The following is a 15217-nucleotide window of genomic DNA, read 5'->3' as shown; positions in this document are numbered from 1 at the left end:
ATGCTCGTGTTTCCCAACGCCAAACTCAACCTCGGCCTCTACATCACCGAGCGCCGCCCCGACGGCTTCCATAACCTGGAAACGGTGTTTTTGCCCCTGCCCTGGACCGACGCCCTGGAAATTCTACCGGTCGAAACCGGCGAGTCCACCAGCATCACCCTCACCGGCCGCCCCATCCCCGGCGACCCGGCCACCAACCTCTGCGTGCGGGCCTACGAGCTGCTGCAGAACGATTTTCCCGAGCTGCCCCCGGTTCAGATGTACCTGCACAAAATAGTGCCCATCGGTGCGGGGCTGGGCGGCGGCTCGGCCGATGCTGCGTTCGCTTTGAAAGCGGCCAATGCGTTGTTTGAGCTGAAACTTTCCTCCGAAAACCTGGAAGGATACGCCCGTCGGCTGGGCGCGGACTGCGCTTTCTTCATCCAGAACAAGCCGGTACTGGCCGTGGAAAGAGGCGACGTTTTTCAGGAAATCGACTTGAATTTGACTGGTACCGGGTGCGTGGTAGTGTACCCCAATCTGCACATCAGTACGCCCGAAGCCTTTGCGGGCATCACGCCGCGGCCACCTGCTCACGGGCTGCGGGAGGCGCTGGCGCAGCCGCTGGAAACCTGGCGCGACACCGTGCGCAACGATTTTGAGCAGTCGCTGGCTCCTAAATATCCCGTGCTGGCCGCCATTAAGGAGCAGCTCTACGCCGCCGGTGCTAGCTATGCGAGCCTGTCAGGTTCGGGTTCGGCAGTGTACGGGTTGTGGAATGCAAATCAGCCCGCAACGCTGCAATGGCCCGCCGAGTACACGGTGTGGCAGGGCGTGCTCTAAACCGGCATAACCGGCGTCGGCGCGGATTTCTTGCTCTTCATCAGCCGGGCTACCAGCGGGTGAATCAGCACGCTGATGACGATGAGTAGCGTGCCCAGGTAGAAGCCCGTGGCCATGCGCTCCTGGCTGCCGAAGATGAGCACCGCCAACCCGATGCCATACACCGGCTCCAGGTTAATGGTCAGGTTCACAGCGAAAGGGGAGAGGCGCTTCATCAGCTCCACCGAGGTGGAGAAGGCGTACACGGTGCACACGCCGGCCAGCAGCAGCAGCCAGAGCCAGTCGTAGCCGTGCCAGGCCAGCTGCAAGCCCTGGCCCTGGGTGAAGTACCGGCTGTAGATGGGGAAGAAGAGCACGATGCTCAAGCACGCGCCCAGCATTTCATAAAACGTGAGCCGCAGGGGCGAGTGAGTTTTAATCAGCTTGGCATTGAGCACGCTAAACAGGGCCGATAGCCCCGCCGACAGCACCGCCACGCCCAGGCCCAGCAGCTGGTCCAGTTCGGCCTGGCTCACCAGGTACAGACCCACCATCGTGATGAGACCCAGCCCCACTTCGTAGCCGCGCACCCGGCGCCAGAGCAGCAGGGGCTCCAACAGCGACGTCCAGAGCGCCAGCGTGGCCAGGCCCGCCAGGCACACGCTCACCGACGAGAGCCGCGCCGCCAGAAAAAAGGTAATCCAGTGCGCGGCCACCAACGCGCCCACCGCCAACAGCCGTAACGCCTGCCCCGCCGGAATGCGCCACACCTGTTTCCGGGCCACGAGCAGCACCGCCAGGCCGGCCGCGGCCAGCAGCGTGCGCCAAAACACCAGCTCTACCGGCGGCACCGTGAGCAGCTTGCCCAGAATGGCCGTGAAGCCCCACAGGAGCACGATAAAGTGGAGTTTGAGGTAGTCTTTGAGCAAGGGAAGTTTTAGGGTAAGAGGGTGTGAGGGTAAGAGGGTGTTAGGGTATGGGGGTAGGAGGGTATGGTCCCAATAACTCCTACCCCCTTACCCTCCTACCCTAAAAACCCTAAAGACTACTTGGGTACAAACCGGTACAGAACCACCCCGATGATGGTGAAAACCGTGCTGGGCACCCAAGCGGCAATGAGGGGGTCGAGGCTGCCTACTTGCGCGAGGTTGCGGCTCAGCATCACAAAAATAATGAACACGAACGCCAGCACGAAGCCCAGCGCAATTTGCCCGCCCACGCCGGCGCGCGACTTCCGGGCGCTGAGAATGACGCCAATCAAGGTGAGCACCACGATGGCGAAGGGGTACGAATACCGCTCGTAACGCTCGCTCAGGTAGAGCTGCGTGTCGTCGGCGCCGCGCTCAATCTTGGTCCGGATGAAGGCGTTGAGCTCGGGCAGGGTCATGGTTTCGGCCAGGCGGTAGGTGCTGGCGAAGTCCTTGGGAAAAAGGTTGAGCGTGGTGTCGCGGGCCGGCATGGTTTGCAGCCGCTCGTCCTTCGGCCCCTGAAACGTGCGCACCAGCTGCGGCGAAAGATGCCACACATGCTTGATGGAATCCCAGCTGATGGCATCAGCCGTGAGGCGGCGGCGCAGGATGGTACCGTCCACGGTTTCGAGCGCGAAGTGAAAGCCGATGTTGTTCACGTTGTCGTAGCTCTCCATGTACACGTAATGGCGCGGGCCAATTTTGTAGTGCACGTTGCGCCCCTGAAACCGGTACGGCCGCTTGGTATAAGCCCGCTCAAATGCCACCCGCGACTTATTGCCAATGGGCAGCACCCAGCCCGTGAGCCCAAAAATGAGCAGCCCCACCACCGCGCCGCCAATGGCATACGGCAGCATTAGCCGCTTGAAACTCACGCCGCTGGCCAGAATGGCCACAATTTCGGTGCGCGCCGCCAGCTGCGCCGTCACAAATACGACGGCAATAAATATGGTAATCGGGGAAAGCAGGTTGGCGAAATACGGAAACAGGTAGAGGTAATAGCCGAAAATAATTTTCGACATCGACAGATTATGCTGAATAAAATCGTCGTTTTTCTCAGTGAAATCAATAACGCAGATAACCGATACCAGAATAACCACCGAGAAGAAAAACGCGGCGAGAAACTTCTTAATAATGTATTTATCGAGAATATTCATGAACAGCTCCGTCTAAATTTAACTGTCATGCCGAGCGCAGCCGAGGCATCTCGCTCGCCCCGTTCAACGAAGCGAGCGAGATGCCTCGGCTGCGCTCGGCATGACCAAATTTTTGCTACCTTTTTGCTACCGTTACTCTTGCGCGAGCGCTAAACACGCCCCCGCCCTAACTGCCCAACCGGGCGAGATATTGCCGCGACGTTTTCCGCCGCCCATCGGGCATCGTCAAAGGTACGGCCCGCGCTATTGGCCAGGCGCCGGGGCGGCCTCCAGTACCGCCACGAAAAACTGCCCGTCGCGGCGTTTGGTGCCCAGGTAAAAGCTATCGGTGCTGGCAATGCCTATGCGGCCCCGCCATGCGGCGGGCAGCCGCTGGGCCAGCGGTGTGGCGGCAAAAACCAGGGCCGGCAGCGCGGGCAAGCTATCGGCCGGGGCAACCCAGGTGGGCACCGCCCGGCCCGCGGCCCACACCTGCGTCAGGTGCAGCTCGTCGAGGGCCAGCCACTGCTTTTGTTGCCAGCTAGGCGTGGTGCGGGCCTCTGACAGGTGCCGCAGGCCGGCGTCGGCCCGTCGGGCGCGTAGCAGCGGGTAGGCGGGTACCAGCAGGACCAGCAGCGCGCTCATGGTGAGGGCCGATGCGGTGATGAGTACCGCGGGCCGGCGCTGGCCCCAGCCGCCCCAGCCCACCCACACAGCCAGCGCGCCAAACACCAGCACGGTGGCGGCAAAGGGCAGCGAAGCAAAGCCGAAGCCAGGCAAGCGCGTTACGCTCAAAAAGACCGGCAGGGCCAGGCAAGCCAGCACCAGCACTCCGGCCCAGCCGCGCAGTAGCCAGTTGTCGGCCTTGGTCGGCAGCGCGCGCCGGCTGGTCCATTCCTGTTCCCAGTAGCGCAGCAGCCCGGTGAGTAGCAGGGCCAGCGGCGGCAGCAGCGGCAGCATGTACCGCTCCTTTTTCTCGGGCACCACGCTCAGCAGCACCAGCGACGCCACCAGCCAGGCCAAGGCAAACGCATACGGTATAAAAGGAGCAGCCCGCCGCCGCGCATACGGCACCGCCAGCGCGGCCAGCGCCACCACCGCCCACACCCCGGCAAAGACCGCGAAGTTGAAGTAGTACCACAGCGGCTGCACGTGCCGGTCGCCCCAGGAGCTGGCTTCGGTGCGGGCCACGGCGGCGGCCACGGCCGGCACGTGCTGCCAGATATAAACCGGCCACGCGCCCCCAATCAGCGCCATGATGACTACGGCCACCGCCGTGCCGCGCCAGTGCGCCCGCAGCTTGGCCCGACCGCCCGGCTGCCAGCGGGTAGCCAGCATGGCTACAAACGGCAGCACAATGGTGTATAGGCTCACCGGCCCTTTGCTCAGGAAGGTGCAGCCCAGCAGCACCCCGGCTCCCACAAACGACGCGTAGGAGCCCGGCGGGCGGTTCCAGCCGCGCATTAGCAGCCACAGGCTGCCCACGGCGAAGCTGTTGGAGAAAATATCCCAGTGCCCCTCGCGGCCCACCGTGATGGTGAGCAGGCTGCTGCCCAGCACCAGCGCCGCCAGCCAGGCCGTGCGGCCAGGGGCCAGCGTTTCGGCTTCGGTATCGCGGGTCAGCTCCCGCGTCAGGCCCCAGAAAAACAGCACCAGTAGGGTGGCCATGGCCGCTGCCGGCAGCCGCAGCAGGGCCGGGTCGGTGGTGTTGCCGGTGGCTTGCATCACCGTGGCCACGGCCCAGGTAGGCAGCGGCGGCTTGGCCAGGCGCAGCTGTCCGTTCATGGTGGGCACCAGCCAGGAGCCGCCGGCCGCCATTTCGCGCGCCGCCACGAAGTTGCGGGCCTCCATCAGGCCCACTTCCAGCACGCCCAGGTGAGCAAAGAAATTGCAGCCGCAAACGGCCAAAATGGCGAGCAGCCGCACCCACTTTTGAGCAAAAACCGAAGGGCGTTGGAGAGTTGGTTCCATAAATAAAGCGGGGCTTATTCCTTGCCTACCGGGCGGTTCAGTAAAGAAAGCAGGCCCGTCACGTTGTCGGTTTCGATGGCGTGGGGGCCAAAGGCCAGCTGCTTTTTCATGGCTCCCGCACTGCGCCCGCCAAAGAGCACGAGCTGCATGCCGGCCGCCTGTATGCGGGCGGCCCGCTCGGGCGTAATCTGGTCCTTTTTCACCAACACCGTCTTAATGCCCGCAGCCTGGGCCTGCGCAAAGACGGAGTCAAACTTCAGCACTATTTCCAGCGCCACGGGCACGGCTGGGAGTAGGGTGCGCACGTATTTCAGGGTGGGCAATCGCATACTGGTCACCAGCACCCGGCCCAGCGGCACCTGGTGCCGTACCAGCTGTCGCACCAGCTGCCGGGCCAGCACCGGCGAGCGGGCATAGGTCTTTTTTGGAGCGGCACACGCATCTTCTTCGTGCAGGTCGAAGTGCAGGTAAGGAAAAGTAGCCTTTTGCTTGAACTCCCCCAGTAATGTGTCCAGTGCAGCCACCCGCTCTTCCTGGAACCAGTCGTAGGGCCACCCGCCCTGGTAGCGCAGCTGCACCAGCTCGGCGGCCGGGTACTGGCTTACGCAGCCCGTGCCGCCGGCCGTGCTGTTGTTGAGCTCCTGGTCGTGGTAGAGCATTAGCACGCTGTCCTGGCTGAGCTGCACGTCGATTTCCACGCCATCGGCACCCTGGGCCAGGGCGTGCCGCACGCCCGCCAGGCTGCTCGGCGGCAGCGGATTGAAGGGGTTGAAGGGCGTGAAAAAGCCCGAGCCCGCATGGCCCAGTACCAGCGGCCGGGGTGCCGTAGCGGGCAAGGCGATGGCCGCGTACTGCCAGTAGCGCAGCCACATCCAGCCCAGGGCAAGCGCAGCGGCCAGGATGAGAAGAATTTTGGTTCGCATGCGTAACTGAACAGCTGTCGTGTTTGAGTGAATGCCAAGTAGTTACTGCGCCACTTTGCCAGCCGCCAACTGCTGCTGCTCGCGCCGCATGAGCACAATATTGCGCGCATACACCACCGTGCCGAAGGCGTTGCCGAGCAGCAGCACGGCGTCGTTGCGCAGCAGGGCGTAGGCCAGAATAAGCACCGAGCCCGCCAGGCTCACCACCCAGAACCCCAGCGGCAGCACCGACTCGCCCTTGCGCTCCGAATAGAGCCACTGGTACACGAAGCGCAGCAGAAACACGCTCTGCCCCACGGCCCCCAGCACCAGCCAGCCACCCGGAATGGGGGTGTTCAGCATAGTCCACAGGCTGAAATGCGGCGTGCCCACCACAAACCAGCCCAAGGCCAGCACCGGCAGCACGTAGGCGCCCACCCGGAACACCTGCGGCAGCTTGCGCCAGTCGCCCAGCAGCTGCAGGTTGCGGATGTAGATGCCGTAGCTGATGATTTGCGCGCCGAGAATGACGGGGTCGTGCCGCAGCATGCCGTAGCCTATCATCATCAGCGACGAAATGAGGCTGATTTTCCAGAATAGCGTGGGCACCAGCACCCGCTTGGCCCGCTCGCTCTGCACCCATTGCAGCACAATGCGGCTCGAAAACAGCCCCTGCGCCAGCAGGCCTATGCCCAGCGCCACGGTTTCGGTTTTAAGCATGGTCGCCGGTGTGCTGCTCGCCTATTTCGTAATTTTTCCAGCGGCTGCGAATCCAGCGGAAGCCGAAGGTGTCGACCAGCGGCTTCCAGGCCCGATTCCAGAGGTTGTACTTGGCCGTGCCGGCAAAGCGCGGAAAGTGCTGCACCGGCAGCTGCTTCACGCGCCCACCCTGCAGCTGCACCAGCGCGCCCAAAAAGCGGTGCATGCCGTGGAAGAGCGGCACGCGCCGGGCGTACTCAATCTTCATGATTTTCAGCGGGCAGCCGGTGTCCTCAATGCCGTCGTTGATGAGGGCGCGGCGCACGGTGTTGGCTATTTTCGACGACAGCTTTTTCACCGCCGTGTCCTGCCGCTTGGCCCGGATGCCGTTCACCATGTCGAACTCCGGAAAGAATTCGAAGAACTTCAGGAAATCCATTGGCGAGGTCTGAATGTCGCTGTCGATGTAGCCCACCAGTGTGCCCCGGCAATGGTCGATGCCCGCTTTGATGGCCGTGCTCAGGCCGCTGTTGAGGCGCAGCGAAATAAACTCGTACTGCGGTGCCGCTTTGCAAATGTCGCGCAACAAGGCCAGCGACCCATCGGTGCTGCCATCGTTCACAAACAGCACGGTGGTGGGCACCGGGGTTTCGGCCAGAAACTTGTTCATTTCGAGCACAAATTGCCCCAGGCTCTCTTCTTCGTTGTACACGGGCACCAGCACCGTGAGCTGCTGCCGGGCCAGGTATTCAGATGATGACATAATGATTTGCTGCATGAAAGGCCCGAAAGCCGCTGCAAGTTCGGCACGTTTTGGCCAAGCGCGAGGCCCCTGGCTTCCCGCAGGCCAGCAGAACAACGTGTGGCCCTGCTTTGGGCTCTGCACAGACAAGCCCGATTTCACCCCGGCCCGTCCGTCGGTTCTTCTGCTGAAGAGGGGCCTTGTTCGTACTTTTCCGGTCCGTTCGCCTCAATCCGCCCATTCACTTGCCATTTCCCACTGTTCTCGTTACCGGTTGCGCCGGCTTTATTGGTTCGCACCTCTGCGAGCGGCTTTTGGCCGACGGCTACCGCGTGGTGGGGCTCGATAATTTCGACCCTTTCTACCCGCGGGCCATCAAAGAAGCCAATCTGGCGGCCTTTGCCGGGCACCCGCACTTCACCTTTCACGAAGCTGACCTGCGCCACGGCCCCGCCGCGCTGCCCGCCATTGCAGTAGATGTGGTGGTGCACTTGGCCGCCAAGGCTGGCGTGGGCCCTTCGGTGCAGGACCCCGCCGCCTACCTCGAAAACAACGTGCTGGGCACCGGGCACCTGCTGGAATGGATGCGCTTGGGGGGCCGCCGCAAGCTGTTTTTTGCCTCGTCGTCGTCCGTCTACGGCAACGCGCCCGAGCAGCCTTTTCGGGAAGATGTCAACACGCTGGCCACCTGCATTTCGCCCTACGCGGCCACCAAGCTGGCCGGCGAGCAGCTCGTGCACACCTACCACCACCTCTACCAGCTGGATGCCCTGAACGCCCGCTTCTTCACCGTGTACGGCCCCCGCCAGCGCCCCGACTTAGCTATTCACAAGTTTGCGCGCCTGCTGCAGGCCGGCAAGGCCATTCCCGTGTTCGGTGACGGTAGCACGGCTCGCGACTACACCTACGTGGCCGATACCGTGGACGGCATTGCCCGGGGCGTGCGCTACCTGCTCGACCACACCGGCGTGTTCGAAACCGTGAACCTGGGCAACCACCACCCCGTGCCCTTGCTGGAGCTAATCGCCGCCGTGGGCCACGCCGTTGGCGTTCAGCCCGAACTCGCCTTCCAGCCCATGCAAGCCGGCGATGTCGACATCACCTTTGCCGACATCAGCAAGGCCCAACGCCTATTCGGCTACGCCCCCCAAACCAGCCTGGCTGAAGGCCTGCGTCAGTTTGTGGCCTGGCTGCCAGCGCCGGGCGAAGTTGTGGTGAGTGAGCATTAACACTTCGCCCAGGCGCAAACCCCTTCCCCTAGCCCCTTCCCCTCCGGGGGCAGGGGGACTAGCTTTTAGCTTTAAAATTCTAGCTGCCAAAATACTATGACTAGAATTAGTCCCCCTTCTCCCGGAGGGGAAGGGGTTAGGGGATGGGGTTTGCGTCTGGGAAAGCTGCACCACTACAACCGCGTCATCACCTGTTTCACCATTCGGTCTTTCCAGGGGCCAAAGGTGCCGGCTACGATTTGCTGGCGGGCTTCCTTCACCAGCCATAGGTAGAAGGCCAAGTTGTGCGCCGACGCAATTTGCGGCCCCAGCATTTCCTTGCACTGAAAGAGGTGCCGCAGGTAGGCCCGGGAGTAAAACGTGCTGGCGTGCCCACCCAATTCGGCGTCGATGGGAGAGAAGTCGGTGGCCCACTTTTTATTCGTCACGTTCATAATGCCCTGCGTGGTGAAGAGCATGCCGTTGCGGGCATTGCGGGTGGGCATCACGCAGTCGAACATGTCCACGCCCAAGGCAATGTTTTCCAGGATATTGGCCGGCGTGCCCACGCCCATCAGGTAGCGGGGCTTGTCTTTGGGTAGAATATCGCAGACCAACTCGGTCATTTCGTACATCAGCTCGGCGGGCTCGCCCACGCTCAGGCCGCCAATGGCGTTGCCCTCGCGCCCCTGCGCCGCGATAAACTCCGCCGATTTGATGCGCAAGTCCTTGAACGTGCTGCCTTGCACAATTGGGAAAAGCGCCTGCTGGTAGCCGTACAGGCCCTCGGTGCTGTCGAAGCGCTGAATGCAGCGCTGCAGCCAGCGGTGCGTCATGTCGAGGGAGCGGGCGGCGTAGTCGTACTCACAAGGCCAGGGCGTGCACTCGTCGAAGGCCATAATAATGTCGGCCCCAATCACGCGCTGAATGTCCATTACGCCCTCCGGCGAGAACAAATGCTGGCTCCCGTCAATGTGCGAGCGGAATTTCACGCCCTCTTCCTTGATTTTGCGGGTGTTGCTGAGCGAATACACCTGGTACCCGCCTGAGTCCGTGAGAATGGGCCGGTCCCAGCCGTTAAACTTGTGCAGGCCGCCGGCGGCGCGCAGCACGTCGAGGCCCGGCCGCAGGTACAGGTGGTAGGTGTTGCCGAGAATAATCTGGGCGTTGATGTCGGCTTTGAGGGTGTGCTGCGACACCGCTTTCACGGTGCCAGCCGTGCCCACGGGCATAAAAATGGGGGTTTCAATGGTGCCGTGCGCTGTTTCCAGGCGGCCGGCGCGGGCTTTGGTCGCGGGGTCCTGGGCAAGAAGGTCGAAAGTCATAAGCAAAGCAGTAGTGGGCGTAGAGTGCGAAGTGTTGAGTTGTTGAAGCGAACCGGTGCTTCCCCCAACACTCAAATCTCAACCCCCAACACTTCCGGCAAAGATACCGCGCCCGCCCGGCGTCCCGTACTTTTGCCGGCCCTTCAAATATGCTTCCGCGTTGCAGTTCTCCGTTCCCACGTCCCCGTTTTTCTGGTTGTTGCTTGCGTGCGTCGGGGTGCAGCTCTTTTACGCGGCGTATTTCTTCTGGCCTTTCGCCCGCCGCGCCCCCGAAGCCCCGGCCGACGCGCCTGGCCCCGACACCGAACCCGTTTCCGTCATCGTCTGCGCCCGCAACGAGCTCGACAACCTGCGCCGCCTGCTGCCTCTGCTCCTGCAGCAGGACTACCTCGCCGGCTTCGAAATCATCCTCATCGACGACCGCAGCGAGGACGATACCTACCTCTACGCCCAGCAGCTGGCCCAGTACTACCACGACAAAGTGCGCCTGGTGAGTGTGGCCCGCACGCCCCGGGACTTCGCGCCCAAGAAGTACGCCCTCACCCTGGGCATTAAAACCGCCCGCCATCCGCGCCTGCTTTTCACCGATGCCGACTGCATTCCGGCCACCAACCAGTGGCTGCGCCTCATGCAGCGCGGGTTTTCGGCCCACGGCCAGGCCGCCGATTTGGTGGTTGGTTTCTCAGCCTACACCACAGCCCCAGGCTTTCTCAATCAGCTCATCCGTTTCGAGACGTTGCTCACTGCCGCTCAGTACCTCAGCTTTGCCTGGCGAGGCTGGCCCTACATGGGCGTGGGCCGCAACCTGGCCTACACCCGGGCCTGCTTCACAGCCACCAAGGGTTTCGCTTCCCACATTCGCCAGCTTTCCGGCGACGATGACCTGCTGGTGCAGGATGCCGTGCGGGCCGGCCAGCGCGTAGCTGTAGTGGCCGACCCTTCTGCCCAAACCCTGAGTGAACCCGCAGCCTCCTGGGCGGCATGGTGGCACCAAAAACGGCGGCATTTGTCAGCGGGCCGGGCCTACCGTTTTCCTGACCGTTTGCGGTTGGGCACCTTCTTAGTAGCCAATATGTTGTTTTATTTAGCCGCCGTTGCACTAGTATTTTCGCCAAACAATTGGATACCTTTGGCAGTAGTATGCGCCCTCCGAACGTTGTTTGTGAGCGCCGTGTACGCCCGCCTAAGTCGCCGCCTCGGCCAGTCCGTAACCGTCGGATTGCTTCCTGTGCTCGATGTAGTCTATTTCGTTCAATACCTGGCCCTGGGAATCTCGCTATTCCTTAACCGCACCCTTCGATGGAAGTAAATAATCAAGATATTCAAAAGCAGTTTTCAGCTAAAGCCAAGCACGACTTTAAGCTGATTCGCGCCGCCGTGGACCACGGCGATGAGAAGGCCTACGCCGAGCTGATGCACATCTACAAAAAGCCCGTTTACCACGTGGTGCTCAAGATGGTGCGCAACCAGGACGACGCCGAGGACCTCACTATTGAAGCCTTCGCCAAAGCCTTCCGCAACCTGCACAAGTTCAACCCCGAGTATGCGTTCAGCACGTGGCTATTCCGCATTGCCACCAACAACTGCATCGACTTTATTCGCAAGAATAAAATCAAAACCATGTCGATTGACTCCGCCATCAAGGTGGACAACGGCGACGAAATCACCATCGATTTCCGCGACACCGACCTGAACCCAGCCGAGCACGCCGTACGCAACCAGAAAATCGAAATCATGCGCCACGTCGTGTCGCGCCTGCCCGACAAGTACCAGCGCCTTGTGAGCCTGCGCTATTTCGACGAGCTCAGCTACGAGGAAATCGCCACCGAGCTCAAAGCCCCACTCGGCACCGTGAAAGCCCAGCTCCACCGCGCCCGCGAGCTGCTCTACGACATGGTGAAGCACACCAAGCAGATTATTTAATCGGGAATCATGAAAAAGCCCCAACGCAGGTTGGGGCTTTTTTTGTGAGGTAAGCTTTAGCTTGCCGGAAAGGGTAGTGAATAAGACGGCAAGCTAAAGCTTACCTCACTCCTCTGCCGAGCGCAAGTCGCGCGGGTCGGGGCGGTGTTCGAGCAGGTCCCCAGGCTGGCATTCCAGCGCCTGGCAAATAGCCGCCAGCGTGCTGAATCGCACGGCTTTGGCCTTACCGCTTTTGAGGATGGACAAGTTGGCTAGCGTGATGTTGACGGCTTCGGCCAGGGCGCTGAGGGTCATTTTGCGCCGGGCCAGCATCACATCGAGGTTTACAATTATCGGCATCAGATAACGAGTTCGGCCTCCTGGCTCAGTTCCACGCCGCGCCGGTACACCAAGGCGATGACGGTCAGCCCAACGCCTACCCACACACTCGGCAACGTGTGCTCGGTGTTTAGCGATACGTGGTGGTTGAGGGTTTCGGCCAGCCCCGGCGCCCTGAAAGCGGGCACAAGCGCCCGCACCAGCACGTAGGCCACTTGCTCCCAGATGTATGAGCCGAGCACGAGCAGCGCCAGGTTGCTAAGCCGCCGGGCGTTGGCAAAAGTGAACGGCGTGGCGGGCGTTACGTCGCGTAGCAGCCGCCACAGCAAGCAGCTGCCGATGCTCAGGAAAAACAGCCAGGGTAGGGAAAAGAGGCTGTCGGAAGCCCCCAGGTGAAACAAAGCCACACGTTTCCAGGGTGTGGGCTCGCGGTAGCGCAGGAGTGGTTCGCGTGGGTTGGCCGCCAGCTCAAAATCCGGAGCAGCAACTTGTAGAGCAGGCAGGGGGCCGCGGTCTGCGCGCAGGGGGCGGCCGTGCCAGCCGTCGTCGAGCCCCGCCTTGGTGTCGTGTATCGCCGGGAATAAATTGGGCGAAAAAGTGTTCAGTGCCAGCCGCACTTCGGAGCCTCCGGTGGCAATATCATACGTTCTTCCAATTGCTTGGATTGAAAACACGAAGGTACCAAACAGCAGCAGGCCCACTACCACCCGGCTTAGGAGCAACAGGCTTTTCAGGCCAAACCAATGCTTCATTTTTTCTTTTTGCATGACGAATAAGAATTAATTACCGGCAGCAAAGGAACACATATTTATTGATATTCAATAAATATGTGTTGATAAAAAGTAAATTTATATTGTGATGCAATCAAGTTCAGGTGTCCATTCCCATGAAGCGGTTGCACCGCACGCAAGCCCACCGCCGGTGGCCCAATACCGCCGAACCGTGCAACTTTGCACCTATGAACCTTCTGCAGCACTACTTCCCCGACCTCACCGCCCAGCAGCTGAAGCTGTTTAAGCAGCTGGAAACTGAGTTTCGGGCCACCAACGAAACCATCAACCTCGTGTCGCGTCCCGACATGGAGAACTTCGAGGAGCGCCACCTGCTGCACTCCCTGGCCATCGCCAAAGTCGTCCAGTTTCCCAAGGGCAGCGCCGTGCTCGACGTGGGCACCGGCGGCGGTTTGCCCGGCCTGCCGTTGGCCATCATGTTTCCGGAAGTGCAGTTCCACCTCGTAGATAGCATCGGCAAAAAAATCCGGGCCGTGCAGTTCATGGCCGCCGCTCTGGGCCTCGACAACGTGACCGCCGAGCAAACCCGCGCCGAGCAGGTCCGCCAGAAGTTCGACTTCGTGGTGAGCCGGGCCGTGGCGCGCCTGGCCACCTTCCACCCCTGGATAGCCAACCGCTACAAACCCCAGGGCGCCCCCGGCACCGGCCTCTACTACCTCAAAGGCGGCGACCTGACCGAGGAAATTGCCGAGTCCGGCCTGAAAGCCCGCGTAACCGACCTGAGCAACTTTTTCAGCGAAGAATTTTACGAAACCAAAAAGGTGGTTTTCGTAGCCGCGAAGTAGGGGCCCGGTAGCCGCCCGCAGCTTTTGCCAACAGAACGCCATGCCTCGGCTACGCTCGGCATAGCGTTCTGTATAGGGCGCCTACGCCGGCACTTCCGCCGTCAGGAATTCCACCGCGCGGCGCTCCGAGTAGTATTCGCCATCGGGAGAGCCTTCGGGAAAGCCGACGTGGCCGCCGGCCGGGGGCGTTTCCAGAAACACAAACGGGGAATTGGTAGCCAGCTCGCGCGGGAAGCAGGAGGCCGGCAGAAACGGGTCGTTTTGCGCATTCACCAGCAGGGCCGGCACCCGAATGCCGCTCAGGTAGCGCCCGGAGCTGGCGTGCTTGTAGTAGGCTTCGGCGGAGTCGAAACCGTGCATGGGCGCGGTGTAGCGGCTGTCGAACTCCTCGAAATTACGCAGCTCTTCAATGCCCGAAAGGTCTACCTGACCGGGCAGTAATTCCGCCTTGGCGCGCACTTTCAGGCGCAGAGATTTCAGAAAGCGGCGCATGTATACCTGGTTCTGGAGCCGGCCGATGTGGACCGAGCTGGCCCGCAAATCGGTCGGGACCGAGAACACGGCCGCCCGCTTCACTTCGGTGGGCACATGCGTCGGCGCCTCGCCCAAATACTTCAGTGTCACGTTGCCACCGGCACTGAAGCCCACCAGGTACACCCGCTGGTAGCGGCCCGTGGCCAACGCATGCCGCACTACCAGGTCCAGGTCGTCGGTGTCGCCGAGGTGGTAGGAGCGGAGCAGGCGGTTCATCTCGCCACCGCAGCTACGGTAGTTCCAGGCCAGGGCGTCGAGGCCGGCGCGGTTGAGGGCGCGCACCATGCCCCGCACGTAAGGCCGGGAAGCGTCGCCTTCGAGGCCGTGCGACACAACCACAACCCCATCGGTGGGGCGCATGGCGGGCAGGCGGCTCCAGTCCAGGTCCAGGAAGTCGCCGTCGGGCAGCTCCAGCCGTTCGCGCTGGTAGCTCACCTCGGGCACCGTGCGCCACAAGCTGGGCACAATCGTCTGCAAATGGCCATTAAAGAGGTAAAATGGCGGTTGGTACCGGGAGTTGGCTACAAGAGGCATGGCGCAAATAGAAGAGGTGGGGCAACTGCGCGATGGGTGGCAAGGGGAGCGGAGTAAAGCTCGCACATAATCGGCATGCATACTAATTTTGGGTTGATTTGACGACCGTATAAAAGTGTTCCGACGAGTTGTTTCAGGGGGCTTTCAATATTTTTGATTTCATGGTTTGATATTGCCGGTCAGCTTCGTACCTTTGCCCTCCCAAACACAGAACTCAAGCATAACGCTCTCATATATTCCAACTCATGGCAAACCATAAGTCGGCCCTCAAACGCATCCGCAGCAACGAAGCTAAGCGCGTGTTGAACCGTTACCAGCACAAATCCACCCGCACGGCCATCAAGAAGCTGCGCGCTGCCACCGACAAAACGGCCGCTCAGGAGCTGCTGAAAAAAGTGACCTCGATGTTGGACCGTTTGGCCAAAAAGAACATCATCCACAAGAACAAAGCTGCTAATAACAAAAGCAAGCTGACAAAGCTCGTCAACGCGCTCTAAGTGCGAGACGAGTTTAGTAGGGCCAGACTGCGCCGCCCCAAGGTCTGGTTCTACGCTCTTAACAAAAAGCCTCACTCCGCAAC

The 15217-nt window shown here is 61.3% G+C and carries 16 protein-coding genes; 6 read left to right on the top strand and 10 right to left on the bottom strand.

Annotated features, from left to right (window positions below):
* Positions 1-822 (top strand): 4-(cytidine 5'-diphospho)-2-C-methyl-D-erythritol kinase, encoded by an 822-nt coding sequence (gene ispE / locus GM79_RS12285; RefSeq protein WP_035564315.1) that lies wholly within the window; start codon positions 1-3, stop codon positions 820-822.
* On the opposite strand, the gene GM79_RS12280 is transcribed toward ispE, so the two are convergent.
* The 6 genes from GM79_RS12280 to GM79_RS12255 form a co-directional block, all read right to left on the bottom strand.
* Positions 819-1730, bottom strand: a complete 912-nt coding sequence (locus GM79_RS12280; protein ID WP_035564243.1) for a DMT family transporter — start codon at positions 1728-1730, stop codon at positions 819-821. The two genes, ispE and GM79_RS12280, sit on opposite strands and share 4 nt — an antisense overlap.
* A 116-nt stretch (positions 1731-1846) precedes the next feature.
* On the bottom strand, positions 1847-2926 hold the full coding sequence (locus GM79_RS12275) for an LptF/LptG family permease (RefSeq protein WP_035564241.1): 1080 nt from the start codon (positions 2924-2926) through the stop codon (positions 1847-1849).
* Between the two features lie 243 nt (positions 2927-3169).
* Positions 3170-4876 (bottom strand): glycosyltransferase family 39 protein, encoded by a 1707-nt coding sequence (locus tag GM79_RS23075; RefSeq protein WP_051718835.1) that lies wholly within the window; start codon positions 4874-4876, stop codon positions 3170-3172.
* Between the two features lie 14 nt (positions 4877-4890).
* The gene (locus GM79_RS23070; RefSeq protein ID WP_051718834.1) at positions 4891-5799 is read right to left on the bottom strand and encodes a glycerophosphodiester phosphodiesterase; all 909 of its coding nucleotides are present in this window, start codon (positions 5797-5799) and stop codon (positions 4891-4893) included.
* Between the two features lie 42 nt (positions 5800-5841).
* The gene (locus GM79_RS12260; protein WP_035564239.1) at positions 5842-6498 is read right to left on the bottom strand and encodes a lipid-A-disaccharide synthase N-terminal domain-containing protein; all 657 of its coding nucleotides are present in this window, start codon (positions 6496-6498) and stop codon (positions 5842-5844) included.
* Entirely contained in the window at positions 6491-7240 is a 750-nt protein-coding gene (locus GM79_RS12255; RefSeq protein WP_035564312.1) for a glycosyltransferase, read from the bottom strand. Before GM79_RS12255 ends, GM79_RS12260 begins: the two co-directional genes overlap by 8 nt.
* A 224-nt stretch (positions 7241-7464) precedes the next feature.
* Here GM79_RS12255 and GM79_RS12250 point away from each other — a divergent pair, with 224 nt between their 5' ends.
* Complete coding sequence (locus GM79_RS12250) at positions 7465-8448, top strand: GDP-mannose 4,6-dehydratase (protein WP_035564237.1); 984 nt, start codon at positions 7465-7467, stop codon at positions 8446-8448.
* A gap of 173 nt (positions 8449-8621) precedes the next feature.
* Here the strand turns inward: GM79_RS12250 and tgt are convergent, their stop codons facing one another.
* On the bottom strand, positions 8622-9752 hold the full coding sequence (tgt, locus tag GM79_RS12245) for a tRNA guanosine(34) transglycosylase Tgt (RefSeq protein ID WP_035564235.1): 1131 nt from the start codon (positions 9750-9752) through the stop codon (positions 8622-8624).
* A gap of 217 nt (positions 9753-9969) precedes the next feature.
* On the opposite strand from tgt, the gene GM79_RS12240 reads away from it, so the two are divergent.
* Entirely contained in the window at positions 9970-11061 is a 1092-nt protein-coding gene (locus tag GM79_RS12240; protein ID WP_051718833.1) for a glycosyltransferase, read from the top strand.
* Positions 11052-11675, top strand: a complete 624-nt coding sequence (locus tag GM79_RS12235; RefSeq protein WP_035564233.1) for an RNA polymerase sigma factor — start codon at positions 11052-11054, stop codon at positions 11673-11675. The genes GM79_RS12240 and GM79_RS12235 overlap by 10 nt, the downstream gene beginning before the upstream one ends.
* A 105-nt stretch (positions 11676-11780) precedes the next feature.
* Here the strand turns inward: GM79_RS12235 and GM79_RS12230 are convergent, their stop codons facing one another.
* Both GM79_RS12230 and GM79_RS12225 read right to left on the bottom strand, forming a co-directional pair.
* Positions 11781-12014: a helix-turn-helix domain-containing protein gene (locus tag GM79_RS12230; RefSeq protein WP_035564232.1), complete on the bottom strand. Its 234-nt coding sequence runs from the start codon at positions 12012-12014 to the stop codon at positions 11781-11783.
* On the bottom strand, positions 12014-12760 hold the full coding sequence (locus GM79_RS12225) for a DUF2975 domain-containing protein (RefSeq protein ID WP_035564230.1): 747 nt from the start codon (positions 12758-12760) through the stop codon (positions 12014-12016). Before GM79_RS12225 ends, GM79_RS12230 begins: the two co-directional genes overlap by 1 nt.
* 191 nt (positions 12761-12951) lie before the next feature.
* Here GM79_RS12225 and rsmG point away from each other — a divergent pair, with 191 nt between their 5' ends.
* On the top strand, positions 12952-13569 hold the full coding sequence (rsmG, locus tag GM79_RS12220) for a 16S rRNA (guanine(527)-N(7))-methyltransferase RsmG (protein WP_035564310.1): 618 nt from the start codon (positions 12952-12954) through the stop codon (positions 13567-13569).
* A gap of 81 nt (positions 13570-13650) precedes the next feature.
* Here the strand turns inward: rsmG and GM79_RS12215 are convergent, their stop codons facing one another.
* The gene (locus tag GM79_RS12215; protein ID WP_035564228.1) at positions 13651-14637 is read right to left on the bottom strand and encodes a YheT family hydrolase; all 987 of its coding nucleotides are present in this window, start codon (positions 14635-14637) and stop codon (positions 13651-13653) included.
* 245 nt (positions 14638-14882) lie between these two features.
* Between GM79_RS12215 and rpsT the strand changes: the two genes are divergently transcribed.
* Complete coding sequence (rpsT, locus tag GM79_RS12210; RefSeq protein WP_035564226.1) at positions 14883-15134, top strand: 30S ribosomal protein S20; 252 nt, start codon at positions 14883-14885, stop codon at positions 15132-15134.
* Positions 15135-15217 lie beyond the last annotated feature (83 nt).

Source organism: Hymenobacter sp. IS2118, from assembly GCF_000715495.1.
Taxonomy (GTDB): domain Bacteria; phylum Bacteroidota; class Bacteroidia; order Cytophagales; family Hymenobacteraceae; genus Hymenobacter.
This window is presented reverse-complemented; position numbering and strand designations above follow the sequence as displayed.

Coding starts and splice junctions, on each gene's coding strand:
- ispE (WP_035564315.1), top strand. CDS start 1: ATGCTCGTGTTTCCCAACGCCAAACTCAACCTCGGCCTCTACATCACC.
- GM79_RS12275 (WP_035564241.1), bottom strand. CDS start 2,926: ATGAATATTCTCGATAAATACATTATTAAGAAGTTTCTCGCCGCGTTT.
- GM79_RS23075 (WP_051718835.1), bottom strand. CDS start 4,876: ATGGAACCAACTCTCCAACGCCCTTCGGTTTTTGCTCAAAAGTGGGTG.
- GM79_RS23070 (WP_051718834.1), bottom strand. CDS start 5,799: ATGCGAACCAAAATTCTTCTCATCCTGGCCGCTGCGCTTGCCCTGGGC.
- GM79_RS12260 (WP_035564239.1), bottom strand. CDS start 6,498: ATGCTTAAAACCGAAACCGTGGCGCTGGGCATAGGCCTGCTGGCGCAG.
- GM79_RS12255 (WP_035564312.1), bottom strand. CDS start 7,240: ATGTCATCATCTGAATACCTGGCCCGGCAGCAGCTCACGGTGCTGGTG.
- tgt (WP_035564235.1), bottom strand. CDS start 9,752: ATGACTTTCGACCTTCTTGCCCAGGACCCCGCGACCAAAGCCCGCGCC.
- GM79_RS12235 (WP_035564233.1), top strand. CDS start 11,052: ATGGAAGTAAATAATCAAGATATTCAAAAGCAGTTTTCAGCTAAAGCC.
- GM79_RS12230 (WP_035564232.1), bottom strand. CDS start 12,014: ATGCCGATAATTGTAAACCTCGATGTGATGCTGGCCCGGCGCAAAATG.
- GM79_RS12225 (WP_035564230.1), bottom strand. CDS start 12,760: ATGCAAAAAGAAAAAATGAAGCATTGGTTTGGCCTGAAAAGCCTGTTG.
- rsmG (WP_035564310.1), top strand. CDS start 12,952: ATGAACCTTCTGCAGCACTACTTCCCCGACCTCACCGCCCAGCAGCTG.
- GM79_RS12215 (WP_035564228.1), bottom strand. CDS start 14,637: ATGCCTCTTGTAGCCAACTCCCGGTACCAACCGCCATTTTACCTCTTT.
- rpsT (WP_035564226.1), top strand. CDS start 14,883: ATGGCAAACCATAAGTCGGCCCTCAAACGCATCCGCAGCAACGAAGCT.